This is a genomic window from Bradyrhizobium sp. UNPA324, from assembly GCF_006658635.1.
Lineage (GTDB): Bacteria > Pseudomonadota > Alphaproteobacteria > Rhizobiales > Xanthobacteraceae > Bradyrhizobium > Bradyrhizobium nanningense.
This window is the reverse complement of record NZ_LFJD01000004.1, coordinates 827,422-850,156: the sequence shown is the minus strand read 5'-3', so window position 1 is coordinate 850,156 and position 22,735 is coordinate 827,422. Positions and strand designations below refer to the sequence as shown.

Here is a 22,735-nt window from a genome sequence, read left to right as displayed (position 1 = left end):
TCAGATCACTCTCAAGCCGGCTGATCCTCGCCGCCTTCGAACAGCTGGATCGGAGCACCGGGCATGATGGTCGAGATCGCATGCTTGTAGACGAGCTGCGAATGACCGTCGCGCCGAAGCAGCAAACAGAAATTGTCGAACCAGGTCACGATGCCCTGGAGCTTCACTCCGTTGACCAGAAAGATCGTCAGTGGCGTCTTGGTTTTGCGAACGTGATTGAGGAAGGTGTCCTGTAGGTTTTGTGCGCGGTCTGCCGCCATTGTTTTTTTCTCGCTTTGAGTTTCTTTTTATTGCGCCGGTTGCGGCCCTCTTTGTGAGGTTCGGGGCCTCTCCCGGTTGCCGTTCCCTCATGAGATCCCCCTCGGAAGGAATAGCTGTGCGATTAGAGGACAGGTAGGCCTATTAGGCAAGCCGCTTCACGCGGCAGCCCCCGCCCTATTGCCCCGAAAAACTACGGAAATCGATGATTTTCCTGGTTTATCCCTAAGGTGCCGCCGCAATGTCGCGGTGCTAGATTCTTGTTTCGACGTCTTTTTCCTTATGCGGGCCGGTGGCCGCTTCGCGCGAAACGCGCTAGCCGACACCGAGCGCCTTCAGCTTTCGATGCAGCGCCGACCGTTCCATGCCAACGAACTCGGCCGTGCGAGAAATATTTCCTGAAAAACGGCTGATCTGTGCAATCAAATAGTCGCGCTCGAACACTTCGCGCGCCTCACGCAGCGGCAGGCCCATGATGTGCTCGCCATTGTTGCTGGTCGGCATCGCCGGCACCATGGAGCCGACGTCCTGTGGCAACATGTCGGCCGTGATGATGACCTCCGGCCCGCCTGCCGCGAGAATCATGACCCTCTCAACATTATTGCGGAGCTGGCGCACATTGCCCGGCCAGACATGCGACTGCAGCACCGCCATCGCGTCCTGCCCGATCTGCCGCTTGGGCAGGCCGCTGCCGGCCGAGATCTGCTCCATGAAGTAGTCGATCAATTCCGGGATGTCCTCGCGCCGTTCGGAGAGCGCGGGCACGCGGATCGGCACCACCGAAAGCCGGTGATAGAGGTCCTCGCGGAAGTGGCCGGCCGCGATCTCTTCTTCGAGATTGCGCGCGGTCGACGAGATGATGCGGACGTCGACCTGCACCTTGGCGGTGCCGCCGACGCGCTGGAACGACTGCTCCACCAGCACGCGCAGGATCTTGTTCTGGGTCTCGCGCGGCATGTCCGCGATCTCGTCGATGAACAGCGTGCCGCCATGGGCTTCCTCGAGCGCGCCGGCCTTGCGCGGCTGCTCGCCGTTGGACTGTTCGACACCGAACAGCTCGTGCTCCATGCGCTCAGGCGTGATCGCGGCGGCGTTGATGACGACGAAGGGACCGTCGGCACGGCCCGAGGCCGTGTGCAGGGTACGTGCGGCCAATTCCTTGCCGGCGCCGGCAGGGCCGACGATCAGGATGCGGCTGTTGGCCTTGGCGGCGCGCTCGATGGTCTGGCGCAGCTGGTTCATGCTGGGCGAGCGGCCGACGAGCTGGCTGGCGCTCGGCGCGAGCTGCTTCAGCTCCTTCACCTCGCGCTTCAGCCGCGAGTTCTCCAGCGCCCGGGTCGCGACCAGGATCAAACGGTCGGCCTTGAACGGCTTCTCGATGAAGTCGTAAGCGCCGCGCTTGATCGCCGCGACCGCGGTCTCGATGTTGCCGTGGCCCGAGATCATCACGACCGGCAGGTCGGCGTTGTCCTTCTTGACCTGCTCCAGCAGCTGCAAGCCGTCGAGCTTGGAGCCTTGCAGCCAGATGTCGAGGAACACCAGATGCGGCCTGCGGTTGGCGATCTCGGCGAGTGCCGTATCGCTGTCGCGTGCGGTCCGGGTCACGAAGCCCTCGTCCTCGAGAATGCCCGCAACGAGATCTCGAATATCGGCCTCATCATCGACAATCAGAATTTCACTTGCCATGGGTCACGCCTGTCTTGTCAGCTGCCTGTCGAGGCTTCGATCTTCGTTGAATCATTGGTCTTTTCAGCCGGCTCTTTGGTTTCGGCCGCCTGCTCCTTTGTTTCGGGCGCCGCGTCTTTCGCCGGCTCCGTCACAGCTTCCTTGGTGATTTCGGCAGCCACCGGCGCCTGCTCGGCGACCTCGGCCTTCGCGGCTTGCCCGGAGATCGCAAAGCGCATCCGCATCCAGGCACCGCGCTGGCCCTCGCGGAAGTCGGAGGCATCCTTCAGCTCGATGCGTCCGCCATGGTCTTCGAGCACGCGGCCGACGATCGCGAGGCCAAGGCCGGTGCCCTTGGCACGGGTCGTGACGTAGGGTTCGAGCAGCCGCGAGCGCGCGACCTTGGGCAGGCCGATGCCGTTATCGATCACGTCGATCAGTACGTCATCGCCTTCGCGGGAGACCACGACGTCGATACGGCCTTTGCCGAGCTCTTCCGGCGGGACCTGCTCGATCGCCTCGGTGGCGTTCTTGACGATGTTGGTGACCGCCTGGGAGATCAGCCGCCGGTCGAACTGGGCCCGGAGCGGATCCTGCTTGAACTCGGCCTCGATATCGATCTCGGGATGGGCGACCTTCATCAGGAACACCGCTTGCCGCACGGTGTCGGCGACGTCCTCACCCTCCATCACCGGTTTCGGCATGCGGGCAAAGCGCGAGAACTCGTCGACCATGCGGCGGATGTCGTCGACCTGGCGCACGATGGTGTCGGTGCATTGTTCGAAGATCTGCTTGTCCTTGGCCTCGGTGATATCCTTGCCAAACTTGCGGCGGATGCGTTCGGCCGAGAGCTGGATCGGCGTCAGGGGGTTCTTGATCTCGTGGGCGATGCGGCGCGCCACGTCGCCCCAAGCCGAGGTGCGCTGCGCCGAGACCAGCTCGGTGATGTCGTCGAGCGTGATGATGTAGCTGTCGTGCGGCTGGTTCTTCTCGGCGCTGACGCGGACTGACAGATTGCGTTCCTGCCCGTCACGGGTGATCGTGATCTGGCCCTGCACCAGGCGCTGGGTCCCTTCCCGGGCCGCCTTCATCATCTCGTCGAGCTCGGGCAGCACCTCGGAGAGCGGATGGCCGAGAGTTTCGGATTCGGCGTGCCCGATCAGCTTCTCGGCCGAGCGGTTCAAAATGCCGACGCTGCCGGAGGCATCGACGCCGATGATGCCGGCGCTCGCCGAGGACAGCACGGCCTCGATGAAGCGGCGGCGACTGTCGATCAGGTCGCTGGCGTTGACGAGCTCGTCGCGCTGGCTGCGCAATTCCTGCGTCATCTTGTTGAAGGTCTGGCCAAGCTGGGCCAGATCGCCTTCCGACTGGTGCACCGGCACCTGGACATGGAGATCGCCGGTCGAGACGGTATGGGCCGCATTCATCAGCCGCCGAATTGGCGAGACCAGCGAGTTGGCGAAGTTGAGGCCGATCAGCACCGAGGCCATCAGGATGGTCAGCGCGATCACGGCAAACATCAGCGCGAAGGCGACCTGGATACCGAGCCGGCGCGACTCGATCTGGGCATATTCGGCGACGCTGACCTCGGTCTGCTTGAGCTGGTTGACGACATTCGGATCAAGGGGCCGGGCGACATAGAGGAAGGTGTCGTTGAAGGCGCGCAGGCGGATCACCGCGGCGACGAAGCTCGCATCGGGGAGCACCGCGATCTCGGGCTCGTTCTCGTTGACGTTGCTGAGAAAGTCCGGCGCCGGCGGCGAATAGGCGAGCCGCATGCCAGTGTCGGCGGATTCCAGGATGTTGGTGTTCTTGTCGATGATCATCGCGCCCGGCAAATTGCGCGAGCCGGCGCTGGTGGTCAGCATCTCGCGGAACGAGCGGCGATCCTGGTCGTAGAGCGGCCGGGCATGCGCGATGTCGTTCGCCATGCCGAGAATGTCGCCGCGGATCAGCTGGGCATGGTCCTGCATATAGGCCCGCGCGATCGTCAGCGAGTTCTGGATCACCTCCCTGGTCGGCCCGGAGAACAGCCGGTCGAGGCCACGCTCGATGGTGACGTTGGCGACGACGGCGACCAGCACCGCCGGCAGCACCGCCACGATCGAGAACAGGCTGACGATCTGGACGTGGAGGCGTGCCGCCGCCCTGCCCCGCCGCCGCGCCAGGATCAGCTGCCAGAGCTCGCGGACGATGATGCCGACCAGCAGCAGGATCGTGGCCGCATTGATCAGATAGAACGAGCGGACGAGCTCGGGCGTCGGCTCAATATTGGTGAGGCCGGTCAGGACCACGAAGGTCAGGAAGGCCGACAGCAACGCCAGCGCCACGGCAAACGGCGCCAGCCAGCGCCGTGCCGACCAACGCCGGGGCTCTTCCGCTGGGGCCGTGTCAAAGTGTGCGGCCGAGGTATCTGCGCTGGTCATTCCGGCAATGGTGGTGCTGAAAACGGGTCCGCGGGCGCGCGGATACTGATGTATTCGTACCACATTGTTGCCGAATTGCGACAATTCCGCGGCGCTTCCCCCGCGACCGACGCCCACCATCCACAACCACATCGGTTCGACGGGAACGGATTCCCGCTATCCCGGCTTGACCCGGCATGGATAGATATTTTCTCGCGACGATGGTGTCGGCCGTTTTGCTGCTCATTGTGGCCGCCGACCTCCTGGTCAACGGCCTGGGTCTCCAGCAGCCGCTGGTGAATGTCGCCAGCGTCATGCCGGCATCGGGCCGGCTCGTCAGATAGGTGCGACGCCGCGTCTTGCGGCCGAATGACCAATTTGAAGGTGCGGACGGAACATTTCGCCCCGATCCGGACTTCTGCTCACCGCGTCAGCCACTACGGCCAGCGCGATCCGGACAGGCTCAGCTCTGCCTTGGTAGGGGGAGCTGAGCCACCGTTCGTTCCGCCAGATTATCCCCCGCTCCGATAGACCTGGATGTCGAGATCCCGGATCTTCTTGCGCAGCGTGTTGCGGTTGAGGCCGAGCAGGTCGGCGGCGCGGATCTGGTTGCCGCGGGTGGCCGCCAGCGCGGCCGTGAGCAGCGGCACTTCGATCTCCTTGAGGATGCGGTGATAGAGGCCGGGCGGCGGCACGCCGTTCGGAAAGCCCTGGAAGTGCGACGACAAATACGCTTCCACGGCGCCGCCGAGATTATCGACGCCCTGCTGGACCGCAGCACCCGGGCTGACCGAGGGCGGTGCAAGCTCGCCGTCGATGACGGACGCCGTGATGACGTCCTGCGGATAGAGCGCGGCGAGACGCCGGGCGAGATTCTCCAGCTCGCGCACGTTGCCGGGCCAGCGGTGCTGCTTCAGCCGCTCCAGCGCCAGCGCGTCGAGCTTCTTGGGCGGCAGACCGTCCTTCTCGGCGAGTGCGAAGAAGTGCCGCACCAGATCCGGCAGGTCCTCGATGCGCTCGCGGAGCGGCGGCAGGCGCAGCGGCACGACGTTGAGGCGGAAGAACAGATCTTCCCGGAACAGGCCCTGCTGGATCAGGACGCGCAGATCCTTGTTGGAGGCCGCGACGATGCGCACGTCGGTCTTGATCGGCGTGCGGCCGCCGACGGTGGTGTATTCGCCCTGCTGCAGCACGCGCAGCAATCGCGTTTGTGCCTCCATCGGCATGTCGCCGATCTCGTCCAGGAACAGCGTGCCGCCCTCGGCCTGCTCGAACCGGCCGGAGGCGCGGGTGTTGGCGCCGGTGAAGGCGCCGCGCTCATGGCCGAACAGCTCGGATTCGATGAGGTCGCGCGGAATCGCGGCCATGTTCACCGCGACGAACGGGCCGTTGCGGCGCTTGCCGTAATCATGCAGCGCGCGCGCCACCAGCTCCTTGCCGGTGCCGGACTCGCCCGTGATCATCACGGTGAGGTCGGTCTGCATCAGACGCGCGAGCACGCGGTAGATTTCCTGCATCGCCGGCGAACGGCCGACCAGCGGGATCGCCTCCATCTCGGCGTCCTCGTCCGGCGTCGAGACGCGCTCCTTCGGCTCGGCGAGCGCGCGGCCGACGATGGCGATCAGCTCCTTGAGGTCGAAGGGTTTTGGCAGATATTCGTAGGCCCCGCGCTCGGAAGCGCGGATCGCTGTCATGAAGGTGTTCTGCGCGCTCATGACGATGACCGGCAGATTCGGCCGCATCTTCTTGATCCGCGGCAGCAGGTCGAAGGCGTTTTCGTCGGGCATCACCACGTCGGTGATGACGAGATCGCCCTCGCCCTGGCTGACCCAGCGCCACAGCGTTGCGGCATTGCCGGTGAGTCTGACCTCATACCCGGCCCGGGACAGTGCCTGATTGAGAACGGTGCGGATGGCGGTGTCGTCATCAGCTACGAGAATGCTACCTGCGGGCATCGTTAATCCTCATTTCGCCCCCTGTGACACAGGCGACGACTTCCCGGCAGAGTCGGCGCGACTGCTTTGATCGGCATGTTTCGCCGATGTGGAATACATCGGCATCAGCACGCGGAAGGTGGTTTTGCGCGGCTGAGATTCGCATTCGATGATGCCCCCGTGATCGCCGACGATCTTGGCGACCAGCGCAAGACCCAGGCCCGAGCCGGTCTGCTTGGTGGTCACGAAGGGGTCGAACAGGTTGGGCAGAAGATCGTCCGGCACGCCAGGTCCGTTGTCCTTCACGCAGAATTCGAGCGGCAAGGATACCCGGGATTTTTGACCGGGGACTGACAGGCGCACGCCGGGGCGGAACGCGGTGGTGAGCTGGATCTCGGCGTCGGGCACGTCGATCAGGGCTTCGGCGGCGTTCTTCACGAGGTTGAGGAACACCTGGATCAACTGATCCTGGTTCGCCAGCACCGGCGGCAGCGAGGGATCGTAATCCTCGATGAAGCGGATGTTGCGGGCAAAGCCGGACTGCGCCAGCCGCTTCACGTGGTCGAGCACCGAATGGATGTTGACGGGGCCACGCACCACGGGACGCTCGTCGCCGAACACCTCCATGCGGTCGACCAGCGTCACAATGCGGTCGGCCTCGTCGCAGATCAGGCGCGTCAGCATGCGATCCTCGGACGAGGCCTGCTGCTCCAGGAGCTGCGCCGCGCCGCGGATGCCGGAGAGCGGATTCTTGATCTCGTGCGCCAGCATCGCGGCCAGCGCGATCACCGAGCGCGCCGCGCTGCGATGGGTGAGCTGGCGGTCCATCTTGTCGGCAATGGTGCGCTCCTGCAGCATCACCACGATATGGCCGGGCCGCTCGGTGAGCGGGGCGACATGCAGATCGACCTGGCGGTCGCCGCCCATCCGCGGCGTGCCGAGATCGACCTTGTATTCGTTGACGGGCGAGTTCGACGAGCGCACCTGGTCGATCAGCGCCAGCAAGGGACTGCCGAACGGCACCAGCTCTTTCAACGACTGCCGCTTCAGGAACTGCGTCGAGATCTCGAAGAAGGCTTCGGTGGCGATATTGGCGGCGACGATCTTGCCGTCCGGCCCGATCATCAGCACGGGATTGGGAAGTGCATCCAGCATTGCGTCGCTGTCGGATGGACCGCGATGTTCAGCGGCTGAGCTCATGCAGCAGCGCTCCATGCGAAGTCGTCGAACGCATCCTGCAGCGACTGGTGGACGAGGCGCGGATCCTCCGAGGTGAGGATCTTCCGGCGCCAGGATTTCAGCGTCTCGGCCGGCGCACGGCTCGCCTGTGCCGCGACGTCGAGCGCCCAGCCCAGATGCTTGCGGGCATGCTTCAGTCCGACGCGAAGACCATAGAGCGCGCAGACGCCCTCATAGAGCGTGCGGACATAATGCAGCTGGGTTTCGAGCGAGGGCACAGCTTCCTCGGCCCCGCCCTTGAGCCGGCGGCCGATCTGGCCGGGCAGCCAGGGCTGGCCCTGCGCGCCGCGGCCGATCATCACGGCATCGGCGCCCGAGGCCTCGAGCGCCGCGAGCGCCCTCTCGTAGGAGGTGATGTCGCCGTTGACGACGAGCGGAATGGCGATGGCCTCGCGCACGGCGCGGATCGCCTCCCAATCGGCGTCGCCCTTGTAGAACTGGCTGCGGGTGCGGCCATGGACCGTGACGAGCCTGACGCCAGCGGCTTCCGCGCGCCGCGCCAGTTCCGGCGCATTGCGGCTGCGGTCGTCCCAGCCGAGCCGCATCTTCAGCGTCACCGGCACCTTCACCGCCGCGATGGTGGCATCGATCAGGCTGACGGCATGGTCGAGGTCGCGCATCAAGGCCGAGCCGGACTGGCCACCGGTGACGTGGCGGGCCGGACAGCCCATGTTGATGTCGATGATATCGGCGCCTTCGGCTTCGGCGATCCGGGCGCCCTCGGCCATCCAATGCGCCTCGCAGCCGGCGAGCTGGACCACGTGCGGGCCGATTCCCGTGGCCTCGCAACGCAACCGGGACATCCAATGGCCATTGGCGAGCTCATCGCTGGCGGTCATTTCGGACACGACGAGACCGGCCCCGAGCTCCGCGGACAGCCGGCGGACGGGCGAGTCAGTCACCCCCGACATCGGCGCCAGGAAGACCGGGGTAGCGACATCAATATCGCCTATTTTCAACGGCTTAGAGCCGGATACTGCCGAACCGGTCACTGGGGTCTCGTCGACTGGGCAGGGCCTCATCGCGCCTGCCATGACATATCTTGCGCACAATTCTTGTGCAGTCAAGCGTCATGCCTACAGTTTAGACAATTCTGCAAATCTTTCAAGTGCAGTGCAGCAAATTGCTGTTTCCAACAATCCGGGGAAACCCCCTTTTTTTGCGGGCCTGCCGTGCTAGAGGCATGCGGCAATCACCCCACTCCCCGACTCTCCATCACCAACTGAGTATTTGAGTCCTATGGCGAAATCACAGCGCACCGCAGTTGTCCTCGTCGCAGCCGGGCGTGGACTGCGTGCAGGCGCCGGCGGGCCGAAGCAATATCGAGAGATCGGTGGCGTGCCCGTGATCTATCGCGCCATGGAAGCCTTCAGCCGCCATGCCGATGTCTTTGCGGTGCAGCCGGTGGTGAACCCCGATGACAGCGCCATGTTCACGGCCGCCGTCGCCGGGCTCAAGCACGAGGCGACGACCAATGGCGGCGCGACGCGGCAGGCTTCGGTGCTTGTCGGCCTCGAGGCGCTCGTCAAGCACAAGCCCGATATCGTGCTGATTCACGACGCCGCCCGGCCGTTCGTCTCGGCAGGATTGATCTCGCGCGCGATCGAAGCCGCAAGCCGCACCGGCGCCGCAATCCCCGTCGTCCCCGTCACCGACACCATCAAGCTCACCGGCGATGCCGGCCATGTCGAGGGTACGCCGGACCGCGCGCGCCTGCGGATCGCGCAGACGCCGCAATCCTTTCGTTTCGATGTCATCCTCGAGGCGCATCGTCGCGCGGCGAAGGACGGGCGCAGCGATTTCACCGACGATGCCGCGATTGCCGAATGGGCGGGATTGACGGTTGCAACCTTTGAAGGCGATGTTGCCAACATGAAGCTCACCACTCCCGAGGATTTCGTGCGCGAGGAAGCGCGCCTGGCGGCCCAGCTCGGCGACATCAGGACCGGCACCGGCTACGACGTGCACGCCTTCGGCGAAGGCGACCACCTCATGCTCTGCGGCGTGCGCGTGCCGCACACCAGGGGTTTTCTCGCCCATTCCGACGGCGATGTCGGCCTGCATGCGCTGGTCGACGCCATCCTCGGCGCGCTCGCCGACGGCGACATCGGCTCGCACTTCCCGCCGAGCGATGCGAAGTGGAAAGGCGCCTCCTCCGACCAGTTCCTGAAATACGCCATCGAGCGCGTCACGGCGCGGGGCGGCCGCGTAGCCAATCTCGAGGTCACCATGATCTGCGAGCGGCCCAAGATCGGCCCGTTGCGCGATGCCATGCGCGCGCGCATCGCCGAGATATCCGGCGTCGACGTCTCGCGCGTCGCGGTGAAGGCGACCACCAGCGAGCGGCTCGGCTTCACCGGCCGCGAGGAAGGCATCGCGGCCACCGCGAGCGCCACCATCCGTCTGCCATTTAACGAAAAGACCGGGAGCGTCTAGGCCATGGGCGGCAGCGACGCACGCGCCCTCTCCCGCTCGCTGCTCGATCTGTGCCGGATGCGCAAGCTGACGATCGCGACAGCTGAATCATGCACCGGCGGCCTCGTCGCCGGCGCGCTGACCGACATTCCCGGCTCGTCCGACGTGATCGATCGCGGCTTCGTCACCTATTCCAACGACGCCAAGCGCGCGATGCTCGGCGTCGAAGCCGGCACGCTCGCCCATTTCGGCGCCGTCAGCAAGGAAACCGCAACCGCGATGGCCGTCGGCGCACTGGAGCGGGCCGGCGTCGATCTCGCCGTCGCCATCACCGGCATTGCCGGCCCCGGCGGCGCGACGCCCGGCAAGCCGGTCGGTCTCGTGCACTTCGCCGCCGCGGCACGCGATGGCCGGATCATCCACCGCGAGCATCGTTTCGGCGCGATCGGCCGCTCCGCCGTGCGTCAGCGCTCCGTCGTCGAGGCGCTGCGCATGCTGATGGATCTCGCCCGCGGCCCGCAAGCCCAGGTCAAGCCGCGCGCCGCCGCAACCCGCCTGCGCCCGCGCGTCACCCGCTCGCCGCGCCGGCATGCGGCTAAACGCCGAACGCCGCGGTCGCCGCGGGGCTGATCGCTCCGCTTACGGCTTGCGCGCGATCACGCGGATCGCAGCCAGATTGGCGCGATGCTGCTCGAACACCCGCCGCATCGCCAGCACCCGACGTCGCGCCGCCCGATCGAGCAACAGGTTCTTGGCGAGCCGCAACGCACCGACCAGACCCTCGTCCTGCACGAGGCGCCGTGGCCGGAGCAGATGCATCGGCGCGAATTCAACCGCCACGATTTGAAAGCCGACGCTCTCCAGCAGCCCTCGCCAGCCGTCGCCGGACAATGGACGGGCGCCGACATGGATGGCTCCGGAGAGCGCACGATCGATCTGCTGCCTTTGGCCGAACGGCATGTCGTCGGGAATCACGGCGAGCTCGTGGATGCCATAGTGGCCGCCGGAGCGAAGCAGCCGGAACGCTTCCGCCGCGATGCGGCGCTTCTGTTCCTGGGTGTGCATGCTCAGCATGGCCTCGCCGATCACGACCGACGCGAAGCCCGCCGGCAGGGTGGTCTGATCGGCCGTCCCGACGACGACCGAAACATGTCCCTTCGCGGGAAGCTGCCGGCTCGTCCACGCCGCCGCCTGCGCATCGCGCTCGACGCCGACATAGCGCCGTGGGCCTCGCTCCAGGATCATGCGGGCGGTGACGCCAAGCCCAGGCGCAAACTCGACGACGTCGTCTTCAATGCCGATCACCAGGCCGTGCAGCAGCGCGCGCGTCAGGCCAAGGCCGCCGGGACGCAGCACGCGCTTGCCGAGCCGGGCCAGCAGCCAATGGCCCGGCATCTTCGCCACGTCGAGATCACTGCCCGGCAGGTCAACCGGCGGCATCGTGTGGTCCGCAATCATTGGAGTCTCCTTTGCAAGTTAGAACCGCGCCCGAAGGCCGCCGTAATATCCGCGTCCGTCGCCGGGAATGAACGCGGCTTGGTCCGGCCGCGCCTGATCGACGATCAGGGTCGATGCGGCATAGGTCGCGTTGAACAGGTTGGTGATCTCGCCGAACACCGAGAAGCGCTCGCTGATCCGGTATTCGGTGCGCAGATCGGCGACGACGAACGGATCGGCAAACAGCGTGTTCATGTTGTCGATCGGCATGTGACCGGGACTCCAGCGCACCACGCCCTCGAGCTTCCAGGCATCCGTCGCCCGATATTGCAGGACCGCGTTGACGAGATGCGGCGGCGCGCCGGCCAGACGGTTGTTGCCGCGCAGCGGATCGTTGTCGAAGCGGAAGTCCTGATAGGTATAGGCGACGCGGCCGGTCAGCCGCTCCGTGATCCTGACCCCGACGCCGAACTCGACACCGAAATGGGTGGTGCGGTCAGCATTGAACGCCGCCATCAGCGCGCCGGTCGAGTCGCGCAGGCTGAGCAGCTCGTTGTCGACCCAGGAATAGTAGGTGACGGCGTCCCACGACAGCACGCCGTCCCGGCCGCGCCAGCCGCCTTCGACCGTGGTGGCGGTTTGAGCCTTCAGGTCGGGCGTCGCGAACACCGCGGCGACGAGGCCCGGATTGCCCGGCGTCGGCCGCCCGGGACTGCTGTTCGGCGTCCCGTTGATCGTTGCAAGCAGATCGTCATGCGACGGCGGCTCGAAGCTCCGACTGACCGCGGCAAAGATGGTCTGGCCAGACACGGGGCGGAAGGTCACGCCGAGGCTGGGGCTCCACGCCGAATAGCTGCGCGCATAGCTCGAGCTCTGCGTCGGCACCGCCCCGTTCGGCAGCAGCATGGTCGGGTTTGCCGGATTGTAGGCAATCGTCGGCCGTGTCGCACTCCGGTAGATGTCGTCATTGTCGCGCGTGGCATAGCCATAGGCGATCGCCGGCGACATGGTGACCCGGTCCCAGATCGGCAAATTGAGGCCGGTATGCAGCGCGAGCGTGCTCGCATCGAGCCGACTCTCGCCGAACTTGGCGCCGGTCTGCCCGGCCTGGTTGATGAAGTTCTCCCGATCCGCCGATCCCACGGAATATTGCGCCGTCGTTTCCAGCAGCGGCAACGCGGCCGCGCTTTCGGGCTTGTAGGCGTAGCGAAACACGCCCGTCACATCGTCGCCTCGCGTGGCGCGGACGCCCGAGGAGATCGGAAAGCGGAACATGTCGTCGGTGTGGGTATAGCCAAGCGCCACGTCGAACAGATGCGCATCGAACGTCGCGGTGGTCCGCGAGCCCGCCACGAACTGGTCGGCCTCGCGGCGTGGCCTGTCGCGCACGACATTGGGCCCCGGATTGATCGAGGTCGATGGCGGGATGAAGGTTGGTCCCGCGGAGACCTGGCGTGGATTGGCCTCCATCGCGCTCTTGGTCAGCGGCCCAGCCACGTCGAAGCCGAGATCGGTGTAGCCGATGAAGAAGCGTGTGCTGACATTCTCCGACAGCACGGCCCCGACATTGGCGTTGAAGCTGCTGCGCTCGGAGCTGTTGTAGTCACGAAAGCCGTCACGGTGGCTGAAATCGGCCTGGACCAGCGCATCGACATTGTCCTTCCTGCCGCCGGTCTGCGCACTGGCATTGATCTGCCCGAAGCTGCCGCCGCTGACGGCGGCTTGCGTGCCCGGCGACGACGATCCCGTCGGCGACACAAAGTTCAGGGCCCCACCGAGCACGGTGGCGCCGAGGCGGTTGGCCATATAGCCGCGATAGACCTCGATGGCCTCCGCCTGCTGCGGATTGGCAAAGCCGACAATGTAGGAGCCGTCGGCCCGGTTGATGGGCAGGCCGTTCTGGAGCACCAGCAGTCCGCGCTCGACCGGATTCTGCTGCAGGCCGGAGCCGCGGATCTGAATGCGCGGCTGGTCGTTGCCGCCGAAGAAGTTTTGCACCACGACGCCGGGAACGCCGCTCAAGGCGCGCGCCACGGTCGGATTGCCGGTGGGCGAGAGATCTTCGCGCCGGACCAGCGCGACGCCGCCCGCGAGCGCCTCGAAACGCTCTTGCACCGATGCGGCCGCAGCAGCGGCAGACGGCGCCTCTTCGCCGGGCGCGTCACCACCGCGAGGCTGCGGCTTGGCGGCACGGCGCCGTGCCGCGACCCGCTCGCGAGATACCGCCGCCGGCTTCGCCGCGCTGTTCGGCGGAGCCACGACCACCGGATCGAGCTGGATGGCCGTGCCCGGCGTCGCCGATTGCGCGAGGCAGGCTTCTCCGGCAAGCTCCGGCAGCAACAAGACCGATGCCGTCAGGGACAGCCGCATCGTGCCGGGTATCCTGCTTGCGCCTCGTGACCGCCCTCGCCCGGATGAAAAGTTGATGTTCTTACGTCCCACTGCAGCCCCATTTCCTTGCAGCCCATCGCCTTTGCAGCGCGCGCCGGTGTCCGCGCGACGGTGCACGCCGTCGCGATCGGCCGCGAAGCTCGGCGCTGGGCTTGTGAATCTGATTGCGCTGGAACAAACAGCGCGCAGCTTGGAATTAGTTTCGTTCCAATTCGCGCGTCGGCAGGTGTGTCGCTCCGGCAGATGCCCTCGCCGCGAGGGCCATCGCGGCCTTAGCTTTCCTTTGGCGATTTGAGCTTAAGGCGCGTCACGCTACCGCAAGCAGCGCGCTCGCATGGTCAAGCACGCGCTGTTTGACGGCATCGGCGTCGGACGGCTTGACCTTGGCGCTGACCGTCAATTCCACCAGCGGCGCTGCGGGATCGGCCGCGATGACCTTGGACACATTGACCGTGGGTGCGGCCCCCTCGTCGATGCGAGGGTCCTCGCGCAGCTGCTCGAGGATCCGGTCGGCCAACGCATTGGCCGATCCGGCCCTGACCGGGAACGCCACCTTGACCTCACCGGCGCCGGGATAGGCGCTGTGGTTGACGATGGCCGCGCCCCACACTTGTCCGTTCGGCAACAGGATCTGCGTGTTGTCGAGCGCGACCAGCTCGGTCATGAACAGCGACAAAGACTTCACCTTCCCCGCCTTGCCGGCCACCTCGACGTCATCGCCAATGTGAAAGGGCCGGAACAACAGCAGCATCACGCCGGCGGCGAGATTGGAGAGCGTGCCTTGCAAGGCGAGACCGATGGCAAGTGACGTGGCGCCCAGCACGGCAACGAGGCTCGCGGTCTGGATGCCGAAGAGCTGAAGCCCGGCGATGCCGACCACGGCCAGCACACCGTAGCGCACAAGACTGCCGACGAACAATGTGACGAGCGGGTCGACGCGGTGCGTGACGCTCAACACGCGTGTGACGAAGCGCTGCATGGCGCCGGACAGATACCAGCCGATCGCGAGCAGCAGAATCGCGTAGATCGCGTTCAGGCCATACAGGATGAGCGAGGCTTTCAGCGTGTCGAAGTTGACGGTCATGACGGCTCCAACCCGGACAATCGGTTGAGAACGCACTGCGATGCGAAATGATCCCGGCGTTGGCCGAGGCGGGAACTCGGCACGAAACACTGGTAGGGTGGATTAGCGCAGCGTAATCCACCTCTTCTCTTGCCGCCGCGGAAGAAGCGGTGGGTTACGCCTTCGACGAACCCACCCTACGAAATCTTGCGTGGCCCGACGGGCAAAACACACAATGGGGCGGTCAATCGGCGTCCGCAAAAATATTCGTCTTTACAGAATTTCGGCTTTGTCGCATTCTCCCGCCACCTCATCCCAGTCAGAGGGGCGTATCGCGATCGTCACGAAACGCGGGGTGAGCCGTGGTGGACGCTGGCAGCACCGGCGCGACGGGCATCGCAGGGCGGCAAAACCGTGAGCGACAGCCAGCGCGCACACGACCGGTGCAGCCTGCGTACGGCAAAATCGTGTGGTCCTGACGCCCGGGGTCTGTGCGTCAAGTGTTGCGGTGAGGTGGCGGCCCGACCGGGTCCGCAATCTCAGCCATCCGCAAGGCGACGGGGGCAATAGTGCATCGCTCCCCGGGGAGAGCTCGGCATAAGCCGTCAAACCATTGCGCAGGGAAGGCCGGCTGTTTGGCTTCACCTGTATGCCGCTGTGCAGCTTCTTAACACGCAGGTTTCGCACAGTGGACCGCGGGTGCCAGCCGGCATCCGGTCTTCCCTGCACCCTCTGACAAAAGAGGGTGATATGACCACGCAAGACTCGGGCAGGAACTGTCGCGAGACTGCTGCGTTATGTCCAGTTTTCAATGAGCACGCAAGTTGTGTCGAATTCGATCGGGATCGCACATGCGAAGACCGCGGCCAAACGTCGTGACGTGTGCGCGGTCTTGCGCAGGACCATATTGGCGCAATAATGCTTTGCTATCTGGTGATCCGGAATCAACCGGTCCCGTTCTTTGGAGGGTGACGAGAGTGTTCGCTCGCACCATTGCTTTGGCCGTCGCCATTGCCAACTTGGCCGCGTATGATGGTGCGGTCGCACAAACGGTCAACCAGCCGCCCGACACGATGGCGGCACGGGTCGAGGCCTGCACGCCCTGTCACGGCAATCAAGGCGAAGGCACGAGCGACGTCTATTTCCCGCGGCTTGCCGGCAAGCCGGCCGGCTATCTCTACAACCAGCTTCTTGCCTTCAAGAACGGCCGGCGAAAATACCCGCCGATGAACTATCTGCTGGAATTCCTCCCTGATCCCTACCTGCAGCAGATGGCCGACTATTTTGCGGATCAGCATCCACCTCTGCCTCCCGTGGCGGCAAGCGACGCAAGCAAGGAAGTGCTGCAGCACGGCCAGTCGCTGGTGTCGCGGGGCGATCCACAGCGACAGGTTCCGGCGTGCGGAAGCTGCCATGGCCCGGCTCTGACCGGAATGGAGCCGGGAATTCCCGGCCTGCTCGGACTGCGCCCGAACTACATCAGCGCGCAGTTGGGAGCGTGGCGTTATGGCACGCGCACCGCGAAAGCGCCGGACTGCATGCAGCAGGTTGCTGCCCGGCTGACCGAGGAAGACGTGACGGCGGTCGCGGCGTGGCTCGCAAGCCGTCCAGCGCCCGTGACCGTTGCGCCGGCACCGAAGGGCACGTACGTGCTGCCGTTCGCCTGCGGCAGTGAACCGGATTGAGGAGACCGAATTGCGATCGTGTTCACCAATCCTTGCGGTCTGGCTGCTGCTCTTCGCCGGCTCGTCCGCCGAAGCGCAGCGGAAGCCTGATCCTGACGGCGATAGCGTTGTCGCGCGCGGCGAATATCTGGCGCGTGCCGGCGACTGCATCGCCTGTCACACGGCTCCCGAGGGACGCACCTTCTCCGGCGGACGCGCCATGCCGACGCCGTTCGGCACCCTGTATTCCTCCAACATCACGCCGGATCGAGACACCGGGATCGGCAAATGGACTGCCGAAGACTTCTACAAGGCGATGCACTACGGCCGCTTTCCCGACGGCGGATTGATGTATCCGGCAATGCCGTTCGCGTCCTACACCAAGGTCACGCGAGCCGATACGGAGGCGATCTTCGCTTATCTGAAATCAATCCCGCCCGTGAACCAGCGGAATCGCGAGCACGATTTGCGCTTCCCCTATTCGAACCGCCAGCTGATCCTCGGCTGGCGCACGCTGTATTTCTCAGAGGGCGAGTTCAAACCTGACCCGACCAAATCCGCCGAATGGAATCGCGGCGCCTACCTTGTCGAGGGCCTCGGTCATTGCGGCATGTGCCATTCGCCGATCAATGCGCTCGGCGGCACCTCGCAATCGGACGCCTTCAAGGGCGGCCTGATCCCGATGCAGAACTGGTACGCGCCCTCGCTGACGTCAAACCGCGAGGCCGGGCTCGGCGACTGGAGCATCAAGGACATCACCGACCTGCTTCAGACCGGCGTTTCCATGCGCGGCGTCGTCTATGGCCCGATGGCCGAAGTGGTTCACAACAGCCTGCAATACCTCAACGACGACGATACGCGCGCCATGGCGGTGTACCTCAAGGGCATTGCGGAGCCCTCGCCTTCGCCACCGGCAAGCTCGACGCTGCCGACCAGCGAGAGCAGCCTGCTGATCAGCCTCGGCAAGACTGTCTACGACAAACATTGCGCGAGCTGTCACGGCACGCAGGGCGAAGGCAAGCCGCCGCACTGGCCACCGCTCGCCAACAACCAGTCGATCGAGATGCAGTCGGCGGTCAATCCGATCCGCATGGTGCTCAATGGCGGCTATCCGCCCGGCACGAATGGCAATCCCATGCCCTACGGCATGCCGCCGTTCGCGGGGCTCTTGTCCGACAACGAGATCGCCGCCGTCGTCTCCTACATCCGCACCGCCTGGGGCAATCGCGGCGCGCCGGTCTCGGCGCGCGAGGCCAACGAGCTGCGCTCCGCGCCGCTGAACTGAGACATCACATGATCAATTCCGATCCGCCGACCAGCCCAGCTGCCGCCGACCAGGCCGTCGAGGAGGTCGTTTCGCAAGGCCCCTCCGGCGCGATCGTGCTTGCCGGCATCGCCACGGCCTGCGTTGTCGCGATGTGGCTCGCCTTCTATCTGTTCGTGTTCCTGCCACGCGGGTCGCTGCAATGAGCGCACAAGACACCCACGCCAGCGCCGAGGTCGCGGCCCGCGTCGAGCGGCGCTGGGCCACCCTTGCCGTGATCATCATCGTGATGATGGCGCTGCTGGCGGCCTTCGCCGGCATCCATCGCGCGACCATGCCGCAGCCGCGCGTCGAGACCACCGACCCCTCGCGCCTGCATCTGACCGGCGAATTCGTCGAGAGCAATCTCGGCAGCGTGCTCGAGAGCAACGGCAACGTGACCGTGCGCGCGATCGGCCAGCAATATTCCTTCACGCCGGCCTGCATCCTGGTGCCCGCGGACACGCCGATCACGCTGCGCGCCACCAGCGCCGACGTCGTCCACGGCATCCTGATCCAGGGCACCAACGTCAACACCATGCTGGTGCCGGGCTACATCTCCGAGCAGCTGATGCGCTTTGCGAAGACCGGCGACTATCTGATGCCCTGCCAGGAGTTCTGCTCCTTCGGCCACGAGGGCATGTGGGGCAAGGTCAAGGTGATCGACAAGACCGAATTCGCAGGTCGCGCGAAGGGTGGCGGGAGGTTGAGCTGTGTTGGCCAATAGGAAGCTCATCCTCGCCCATTTCTGGCTCGCCTTCGCCGTGTTCGGCATCGCGCTCACGCTCGGCGCCTGGCAGATGTTCATCCGCAGCCCGATCGGCACCTGGCTGTCCAATCCCGAGCTCTATTACCGCTCGCTGACCGCGCACGGCACGGTGATGGGCTACGTGTTCCCGACGCTGGTCGCGATGGGATTCGGCTATGCCATCAGCGAATCCGCGCTGGAGCAGCGCCTGGTCGGCGTGCGCTGGGCCTGGGCCGGCTTCTGGCTGATCGTCACCGGCAGCATCATGGCGGTGATCCCGGTCGCACTGGGGCGCGCCTCGGTGCTCTACACCTTCTATCCGCCGCTGATCGGCAACGTCTTCTACTACCTCGGCGTCGTGCTGGTCGTGGTCGGCTCGTGGATCTGGGTCGCGCTGATGTCGATTAACTTGCGCGTTTGGCGCAAGGCCCATCCTGGCGCGCCGGTGCCGCTCGCGATGTTCGCCAATGTCGCGGGCTCCTATCTGTGGGCCTGGACCGCGGTCGGCGCCGCGCTGGAGCTGCTGCTGCAGATCATTCCCGTCGCGGCAGGCCTGAAAGCCACGATCGATGCCGGTCTTGCCCGCGTGTTCTTCTCCTGGACGCTGCATGCCATCGTCTATTTCTGGCTGATGCCGACCTACATCGCCTATTACACCATCGTCCCGCGCGCGATCGGCGGCCGCGTCTATTCCGACAGCATGGCGCGGATCTCTTTCATCCTGTTCCTGGTGGTGGCGATGCCGATCGGCATGCATCACACCTTCGCCGATCCGCAAGTCGGCGCCGGCTTCAAGTTCATCCATTCGGCCTTCACCGCGCTGGTGGCGTTGCCGACGCTGCTGACCGTGTTCACGATCTGCGCCTCGGTCGAGATCGCGGCGCGGTTGCGTGGTGGGCGCGGCCTGTTCGGCTGGATCAGGGCCCTGCCCTGGGACAATCCGATGATGCTGGCGCTGGCGTTCTCCTTCGTCATGCTCGGCTTCGGCGGTGCCGGCGGGCTCATCAACATGAGCTACCAGCTTGATACCTCCATTCACAACACGCAGTGGATCACCGGCCATTTCCACCTGATCTTCGGCGGCGCCATCGTGATCATGTATTTTGCGATCGCCTACGACCTGTGGCCGCATCTGACCGGGCGCGAGTTGACCAATCTCCGCCTGATCCGAACCCAGCTCTGGCTCTGGCTCATCGGCATGATCGTGACGACGTTCCCCTGGCATTGGGTCGGCATTCTAGGCATGCCGCGCCGCATGGCCTATTTCGACTTCGGCGATCCCGCCATCGCGCCGCAGGCACTCTCGGTCACGTTCTCGGTGATCGGCGGCTTCATCCTGCTGGCCTCGGGCATCATCTTCATCGTCATCCTGGCGCGGGGCATGCGTGCGCCTCAGGCCGAGGCCGGTCCCTATCGCTTTGCGATGGCCGTGCACCAGCCGATAACCGTGCCGGTCGCGCTCAATACCCACGCGCTGTGGGTGGCGCTGATGATCGGCCTGACGCTGACCAATTACGGCTATCCGATCCTCAACCTGGCGCTGAGCGAAGGCACGTCGGTGCCGGCCGTCTACGTGGGGGCGCAGTGATGAGCACGCGCGACCTCTTCACCCTCCGTAACAGCCATTTCAGGATCGGCGTCGGCCTCACCGCCGCGATCCTGATCGTGACCGCGATTGGCGGATTCATCGTGCTGCCCTTCGCGCAGCCCTGGGTGCAATTCGCCAATGTCTGGGATGCGATCTGCAGCGCCGCCGGCCTGCCGCAGCGCGCGGCAAGCGTGACGGCGCCGGAGCAGACCAGGCGCCTGTCGGGGGTCGTGCTCACCTCGAACACGCTAGCGCGCCCGAGCCAGGAGGCGATCGGCCGGGGCGCGACGCTCGCGCAGCGTTGCGCGATCTGCCACGGCCCGACCGGCGTGAGCCGCGCGGACTCGCCCAATCTCGCCGGCCAGTATGCGGCCGTGATCTACAAGGAGCTGCTCGACTTCCGCTCGGGCGCGCGCAGCAATGCGGTGATGACGCCGTTCGCCACCAATTTGACCGACCAGGAGATCGCCGATCTCTCCAACTATTACGCCTATCTGCCGCGGCTGCCGGCCTATCATCCGACGCCGCAACTGCCGAAACCCAACATCGTCATCTACGGCGCGCCGATGCGCGGCATCGCGCCCTGCGGCTCCTGCCATGGCAGCCTCGACAACAAGACTGGCAGCCCATGGCTGGAAGGCCAGTCGGAAGCCTATATGAAAGCGCAGCTCCAGGCCTTCGCCTCCGGTGAGCGGCGCAACGACATCAGCCAGCAAATGCGCAACATCGCGCGCGCAATGACGGCGCAGGAAATCGAGCAAGCCGCTGCGTATTATGCCTCGCAGCCGCCGGATGTCGTGAAGACGGTGGATTGATTAGTTGGCGCACCGGCCTCCCCGCCGTCATTGCGAGGAGCTCTTGCGACAAAATTGCGAAGCAATTTTGCGCTGATGCGACGAAGCAATCCAGAATCTTCCCGTCCGTGTCCCGGACGCAGTGCAGCGCTGAAGGGCGCTGCACTGCGTCCGGGGCACGAGAAGGAGAGAATACGCACTGCTCCCACCCCGTCATTGCGAGCGAAGCGAAGCAATCCAGACTGCTCTGCGGAAACAGTCTGGATTGCTTCGTCGCAAGAGCTCCTCGCAATGACGGTGGAGAGAGCGGTGCCTGCAACAGCTACGTCGGCGCCAGCTTCGGCCGTCCGTAGATCGCGTCGGCCCGTTTTTCGAACGCCATCGAGAACCGCGCGAAGGCGGCGTCGAACATCGAGCCCATCAGCATCGCCAGCATGCGGCTCTTGAACTCGTAGGCGAGGAAGAAACCGACGTCGCAGACGCCCTCACCTTTGGGCTCGAACGTCCAGCGGTTTTCGAGGTTGCTGAACGGACCTTGCAGATATTCGACCAGGATTTTCAGATTGGCGCGGTCGAGCGTCACGCGGCTGGTGAAGGATTCCTTGACCAGCTTGAACGACACCGTCATGTCGGCGACCAGCACCTCGGTGCCGTCGGGCTTCGCCATCCGCTGGCGCACCTTCAGCGCGCTGCACAGCGGCACGAATTCCGGATAGCGCTCGACGTCGGCGACCAGATCAAACATCTCGGACGCGCTGTGGTTGACGCGGTGCTTGCTCGAAACTCGATGCATGATACGTCAGCGGGCGTGAGCTGCCCGCGCAGCCTTCAGTCTCGCGAAATCCTCTCCGGCATGATGCGACGAGCGGGTGAGCGGGCTCGCCGACACCATCAGGAAGCCCTTGGTGTAGGCGACCTTTTCATAAGACGAAAACTCGTCCGGCGGCACGTAGCGCATCACGGCGTGGTGCTTGCGGGTCGGCTGCAGATACTGGCCGATGGTCAGGAAATCGACGTCGGCAGAGCGCAAGTCGTCCATCACCTGCTGCACCTCGTGGCGCTCCTCGCCGAGGCCGACCATGATGCCGGACTTGGTGAAAATGGTGGGATCGAGCTCCTTGACCCGCTGCAACAGCCGGATCGAATGGAAGTAGCGCGCGCCGGGCCGCACCGTGAGATAGCGCGACGGCACGGTCTCGAGATTGTGGTTGAAGACGTCGGGCCTGGCGGCAACGACGACCTCGAGCGCCGCCTCCTTGCGCAGGAAGTCCGGTGTCAGGATCTCGATCGTGGTCGAGGGACAGGCGGCGCGGATCGCGCGGATGGTCTGGGCAAAATGCTCGGCGCCGCCGTCAGCGAGGTCATCGCGGTCGACCGAGGTGATTACGACATGGGCAAGGCCGAGCTTGGCGGTCGCCTCGGCGACGTTCTGCGGCTCGGCTGCGTCCAGCGCATTCGGCAGGCCGGTCTTGACGTTGCAGAAGGCGCAGGCGCGGGTGCAGGTGTCACCCATGATCATGAACGTGGCGTGCTTTTTGTCCCAGCACTCGCCGATGTTCGGGCAGCCCGCTTCCTCGCACACCGTGTGCAGGCCGTTGGACTTCACGATGTTGCGGGTGTCGGCATAACCGCGGGTGTTGGGTGCGCGCACGCGGATCCAGTCCGGCTTCGGCGGGGAAGCGGAATCGGGCCGGTTCACCTTTTCGGGGTGACGCGGGCGCAGCGGGTTCGAGATGGTATCGACGATTACGACCATGGGGTGTCCGGTCTGTTCAGGTCCTACCTAGTCGGTCTGGCGGGGCATCGCAACCCGGCTCGCGCCGCTTCA

The 22,735-nt window shown here is 65.2% G+C and carries 20 protein-coding genes; 9 read left to right on the top strand and 11 right to left on the bottom strand.

Going from position 1 to position 22,735, the window contains the following annotated elements; translation table 11 throughout:
* Positions 1–11: 11 nt before the first annotated feature.
* From hfq to UNPA324_RS04060, 3 genes are all read right to left on the bottom strand, one after another.
* Positions 12–260, bottom strand: a complete 249-nt coding sequence (hfq, locus tag UNPA324_RS04070; protein ID WP_007591126.1) for an RNA chaperone Hfq — start codon at positions 258–260, stop codon at positions 12–14.
* Positions 261–573: 313 nt separating this feature from the next.
* The gene (gene ntrX, locus UNPA324_RS04065; RefSeq protein WP_128921809.1) at positions 574–1,944 is read right to left on the bottom strand and encodes a nitrogen assimilation response regulator NtrX; all 1,371 of its coding nucleotides are present in this window, start codon (positions 1,942–1,944) and stop codon (positions 574–576) included.
* 17 nt (positions 1,945–1,961) lie between these two features.
* Positions 1,962–4,352, bottom strand: a complete 2,391-nt coding sequence (locus tag UNPA324_RS04060) for a sensor histidine kinase (RefSeq protein WP_141933625.1) — start codon at positions 4,350–4,352, stop codon at positions 1,962–1,964.
* Between the two features lie 176 nt (positions 4,353–4,528).
* Between UNPA324_RS04060 and UNPA324_RS34985 the strand changes: the two genes are divergently transcribed.
* A complete protein-coding gene (locus tag UNPA324_RS34985; RefSeq protein WP_164718604.1) occupies positions 4,529–4,675 on the top strand; it encodes a hypothetical protein in 147 nt (48 codons plus the stop codon).
* A gap of 168 nt (positions 4,676–4,843) precedes the next feature.
* On the opposite strand, the gene ntrC is transcribed toward UNPA324_RS34985, so the two are convergent.
* The 3 genes from ntrC to dusB are packed head-to-tail and all read right to left on the bottom strand — an operon-like array spanning position 4,844 to position 8,463.
* A complete protein-coding gene (ntrC, locus tag UNPA324_RS04055; RefSeq protein ID WP_128921811.1) occupies positions 4,844–6,286 on the bottom strand; it encodes a nitrogen regulation protein NR(I) in 1,443 nt (480 codons plus the stop codon).
* Positions 6,287–6,295: 9 nt separating this feature from the next.
* The gene (locus UNPA324_RS04050) at positions 6,296–7,465 is read right to left on the bottom strand and encodes a two-component system sensor histidine kinase NtrB (RefSeq protein ID WP_128921812.1); all 1,170 of its coding nucleotides are present in this window, start codon (positions 7,463–7,465) and stop codon (positions 6,296–6,298) included.
* The gene (dusB, locus tag UNPA324_RS04045) at positions 7,462–8,463 is read right to left on the bottom strand and encodes a tRNA dihydrouridine synthase DusB (RefSeq protein WP_181769641.1); all 1,002 of its coding nucleotides are present in this window, start codon (positions 8,461–8,463) and stop codon (positions 7,462–7,464) included. Before dusB ends, UNPA324_RS04050 begins: the two co-directional genes overlap by 4 nt.
* A gap of 280 nt (positions 8,464–8,743) precedes the next feature.
* Between dusB and UNPA324_RS04040 the strand changes: the two genes are divergently transcribed.
* Both UNPA324_RS04040 and UNPA324_RS04035 read left to right on the top strand, forming a co-directional pair.
* Positions 8,744–9,940 (top strand): bifunctional 2-C-methyl-D-erythritol 4-phosphate cytidylyltransferase/2-C-methyl-D-erythritol 2,4-cyclodiphosphate synthase, encoded by a 1,197-nt coding sequence (locus UNPA324_RS04040; protein WP_141933624.1) that lies wholly within the window; start codon positions 8,744–8,746, stop codon positions 9,938–9,940.
* Positions 9,941–9,943: 3 nt separating this feature from the next.
* Positions 9,944–10,549 (top strand): CinA family protein, encoded by a 606-nt coding sequence (locus UNPA324_RS04035; protein WP_128921814.1) that lies wholly within the window; start codon positions 9,944–9,946, stop codon positions 10,547–10,549.
* Between the two features lie 9 nt (positions 10,550–10,558).
* Here the strand turns inward: UNPA324_RS04035 and UNPA324_RS04030 are convergent, their stop codons facing one another.
* From UNPA324_RS04030 to UNPA324_RS04020, 3 genes are all read right to left on the bottom strand, one after another.
* A complete protein-coding gene (locus UNPA324_RS04030; RefSeq protein WP_246667110.1) occupies positions 10,559–11,377 on the bottom strand; it encodes a class I SAM-dependent methyltransferase in 819 nt (272 codons plus the stop codon).
* An 18-nt stretch (positions 11,378–11,395) separates the two neighbouring features.
* Positions 11,396–13,726, bottom strand: coding sequence for a TonB-dependent receptor family protein (locus UNPA324_RS04025; RefSeq protein WP_141933622.1), 2,331 nt, complete (start codon positions 13,724–13,726; stop codon positions 11,396–11,398).
* Between the two features lie 328 nt (positions 13,727–14,054).
* Positions 14,055–14,831, bottom strand: coding sequence for a mechanosensitive ion channel family protein (locus tag UNPA324_RS04020; RefSeq protein WP_141933620.1), 777 nt, complete (start codon positions 14,829–14,831; stop codon positions 14,055–14,057).
* Positions 14,832–15,787: 956 nt separating this feature from the next.
* Here UNPA324_RS04020 and UNPA324_RS04005 point away from each other — a divergent pair.
* From UNPA324_RS04005 to UNPA324_RS03985, 6 genes are read left to right on the top strand one after another with little or no spacing between them, the layout of a single operon-like run.
* Positions 15,788–16,495, top strand: a complete 708-nt coding sequence (locus UNPA324_RS04005) for a c-type cytochrome (protein WP_141933618.1) — start codon at positions 15,788–15,790, stop codon at positions 16,493–16,495.
* 46 nt (positions 16,496–16,541) lie between these two features.
* Positions 16,542–17,759, top strand: a complete 1,218-nt coding sequence (locus tag UNPA324_RS04000; RefSeq protein ID WP_430641991.1) for a cytochrome c — start codon at positions 16,542–16,544, stop codon at positions 17,757–17,759.
* Positions 17,760–17,767: 8 nt separating this feature from the next.
* Positions 17,768–17,944 (top strand): hypothetical protein, encoded by a 177-nt coding sequence (locus tag UNPA324_RS34980; protein ID WP_164936559.1) that lies wholly within the window; start codon positions 17,768–17,770, stop codon positions 17,942–17,944.
* On the top strand, positions 17,941–18,504 hold the full coding sequence (locus UNPA324_RS03995; protein WP_141933615.1) for a cupredoxin domain-containing protein: 564 nt from the start codon (positions 17,941–17,943) through the stop codon (positions 18,502–18,504). Before UNPA324_RS34980 ends, UNPA324_RS03995 begins: the two co-directional genes overlap by 4 nt.
* Positions 18,491–20,113 (top strand): b(o/a)3-type cytochrome-c oxidase subunit 1, encoded by a 1,623-nt coding sequence (locus UNPA324_RS03990; RefSeq protein ID WP_141933613.1) that lies wholly within the window; start codon positions 18,491–18,493, stop codon positions 20,111–20,113. The genes UNPA324_RS03995 and UNPA324_RS03990 overlap by 14 nt, the downstream gene beginning before the upstream one ends.
* Positions 20,113–20,928 carry a c-type cytochrome gene (locus tag UNPA324_RS03985; protein ID WP_181769283.1) on the top strand — a complete coding sequence of 272 codons (816 nt, stop codon included), beginning with the start codon at positions 20,113–20,115 and terminating at the stop codon, positions 20,926–20,928. The genes UNPA324_RS03990 and UNPA324_RS03985 overlap by 1 nt, the downstream gene beginning before the upstream one ends.
* A gap of 301 nt (positions 20,929–21,229) precedes the next feature.
* Here the strand turns inward: UNPA324_RS03985 and UNPA324_RS03975 are convergent, their stop codons facing one another.
* Positions 21,230–21,700, bottom strand: coding sequence for a type II toxin-antitoxin system RatA family toxin (locus tag UNPA324_RS03975; RefSeq protein WP_128921821.1), 471 nt, complete (start codon positions 21,698–21,700; stop codon positions 21,230–21,232).
* A gap of 6 nt (positions 21,701–21,706) precedes the next feature.
* Complete coding sequence (gene lipA / locus UNPA324_RS03970; protein ID WP_141933609.1) at positions 21,707–22,663, bottom strand: lipoyl synthase; 957 nt, start codon at positions 22,661–22,663, stop codon at positions 21,707–21,709.
* Positions 22,664–22,735 lie beyond the last annotated feature (72 nt).

Excerpts from the sequence above, each read along its gene's own strand:
- UNPA324_RS03985 (WP_181769283.1), top strand. The coding sequence starts at position 20,113 with ATGAGCACGCGCGACCTCTTCACCCTCCGTAACAGCCATTTCAGGATC.
- UNPA324_RS04025 (WP_141933622.1), bottom strand. The coding sequence starts at position 13,726 with ATGCGGCTGTCCCTGACGGCATCGGTCTTGTTGCTGCCGGAGCTTGCC.
- UNPA324_RS04020 (WP_141933620.1), bottom strand. The coding sequence starts at position 14,831 with ATGACCGTCAACTTCGACACGCTGAAAGCCTCGCTCATCCTGTATGGC.
- UNPA324_RS03995 (WP_141933615.1), top strand. The coding sequence starts at position 17,941 with ATGAGCGCACAAGACACCCACGCCAGCGCCGAGGTCGCGGCCCGCGTC.
- UNPA324_RS04050 (WP_128921812.1), bottom strand. The coding sequence starts at position 7,465 with ATGAGCTCAGCCGCTGAACATCGCGGTCCATCCGACAGCGACGCAATG.
- UNPA324_RS03975 (WP_128921821.1), bottom strand. The coding sequence starts at position 21,700 with ATGCATCGAGTTTCGAGCAAGCACCGCGTCAACCACAGCGCGTCCGAG.
- UNPA324_RS04035 (WP_128921814.1), top strand. The coding sequence starts at position 9,944 with ATGGGCGGCAGCGACGCACGCGCCCTCTCCCGCTCGCTGCTCGATCTG.
- UNPA324_RS04030 (WP_246667110.1), bottom strand. The coding sequence starts at position 11,377 with ATGATTGCGGACCACACGATGCCGCCGGTTGACCTGCCGGGCAGTGAT.
- ntrX (WP_128921809.1), bottom strand. The coding sequence starts at position 1,944 with ATGGCAAGTGAAATTCTGATTGTCGATGATGAGGCCGATATTCGAGAT.
- UNPA324_RS04040 (WP_141933624.1), top strand. The coding sequence starts at position 8,744 with ATGGCGAAATCACAGCGCACCGCAGTTGTCCTCGTCGCAGCCGGGCGT.
- hfq (WP_007591126.1), bottom strand. The coding sequence starts at position 260 with ATGGCGGCAGACCGCGCACAAAACCTACAGGACACCTTCCTCAATCAC.
- lipA (WP_141933609.1), bottom strand. The coding sequence starts at position 22,663 with ATGGTCGTAATCGTCGATACCATCTCGAACCCGCTGCGCCCGCGTCAC.
- ntrC (WP_128921811.1), bottom strand. The coding sequence starts at position 6,286 with ATGCCCGCAGGTAGCATTCTCGTAGCTGATGACGACACCGCCATCCGC.
- UNPA324_RS04060 (WP_141933625.1), bottom strand. The coding sequence starts at position 4,352 with ATGACCAGCGCAGATACCTCGGCCGCACACTTTGACACGGCCCCAGCG.
- UNPA324_RS34985 (WP_164718604.1), top strand. The coding sequence starts at position 4,529 with ATGGATAGATATTTTCTCGCGACGATGGTGTCGGCCGTTTTGCTGCTC.
- UNPA324_RS34980 (WP_164936559.1), top strand. The coding sequence starts at position 17,768 with ATGATCAATTCCGATCCGCCGACCAGCCCAGCTGCCGCCGACCAGGCC.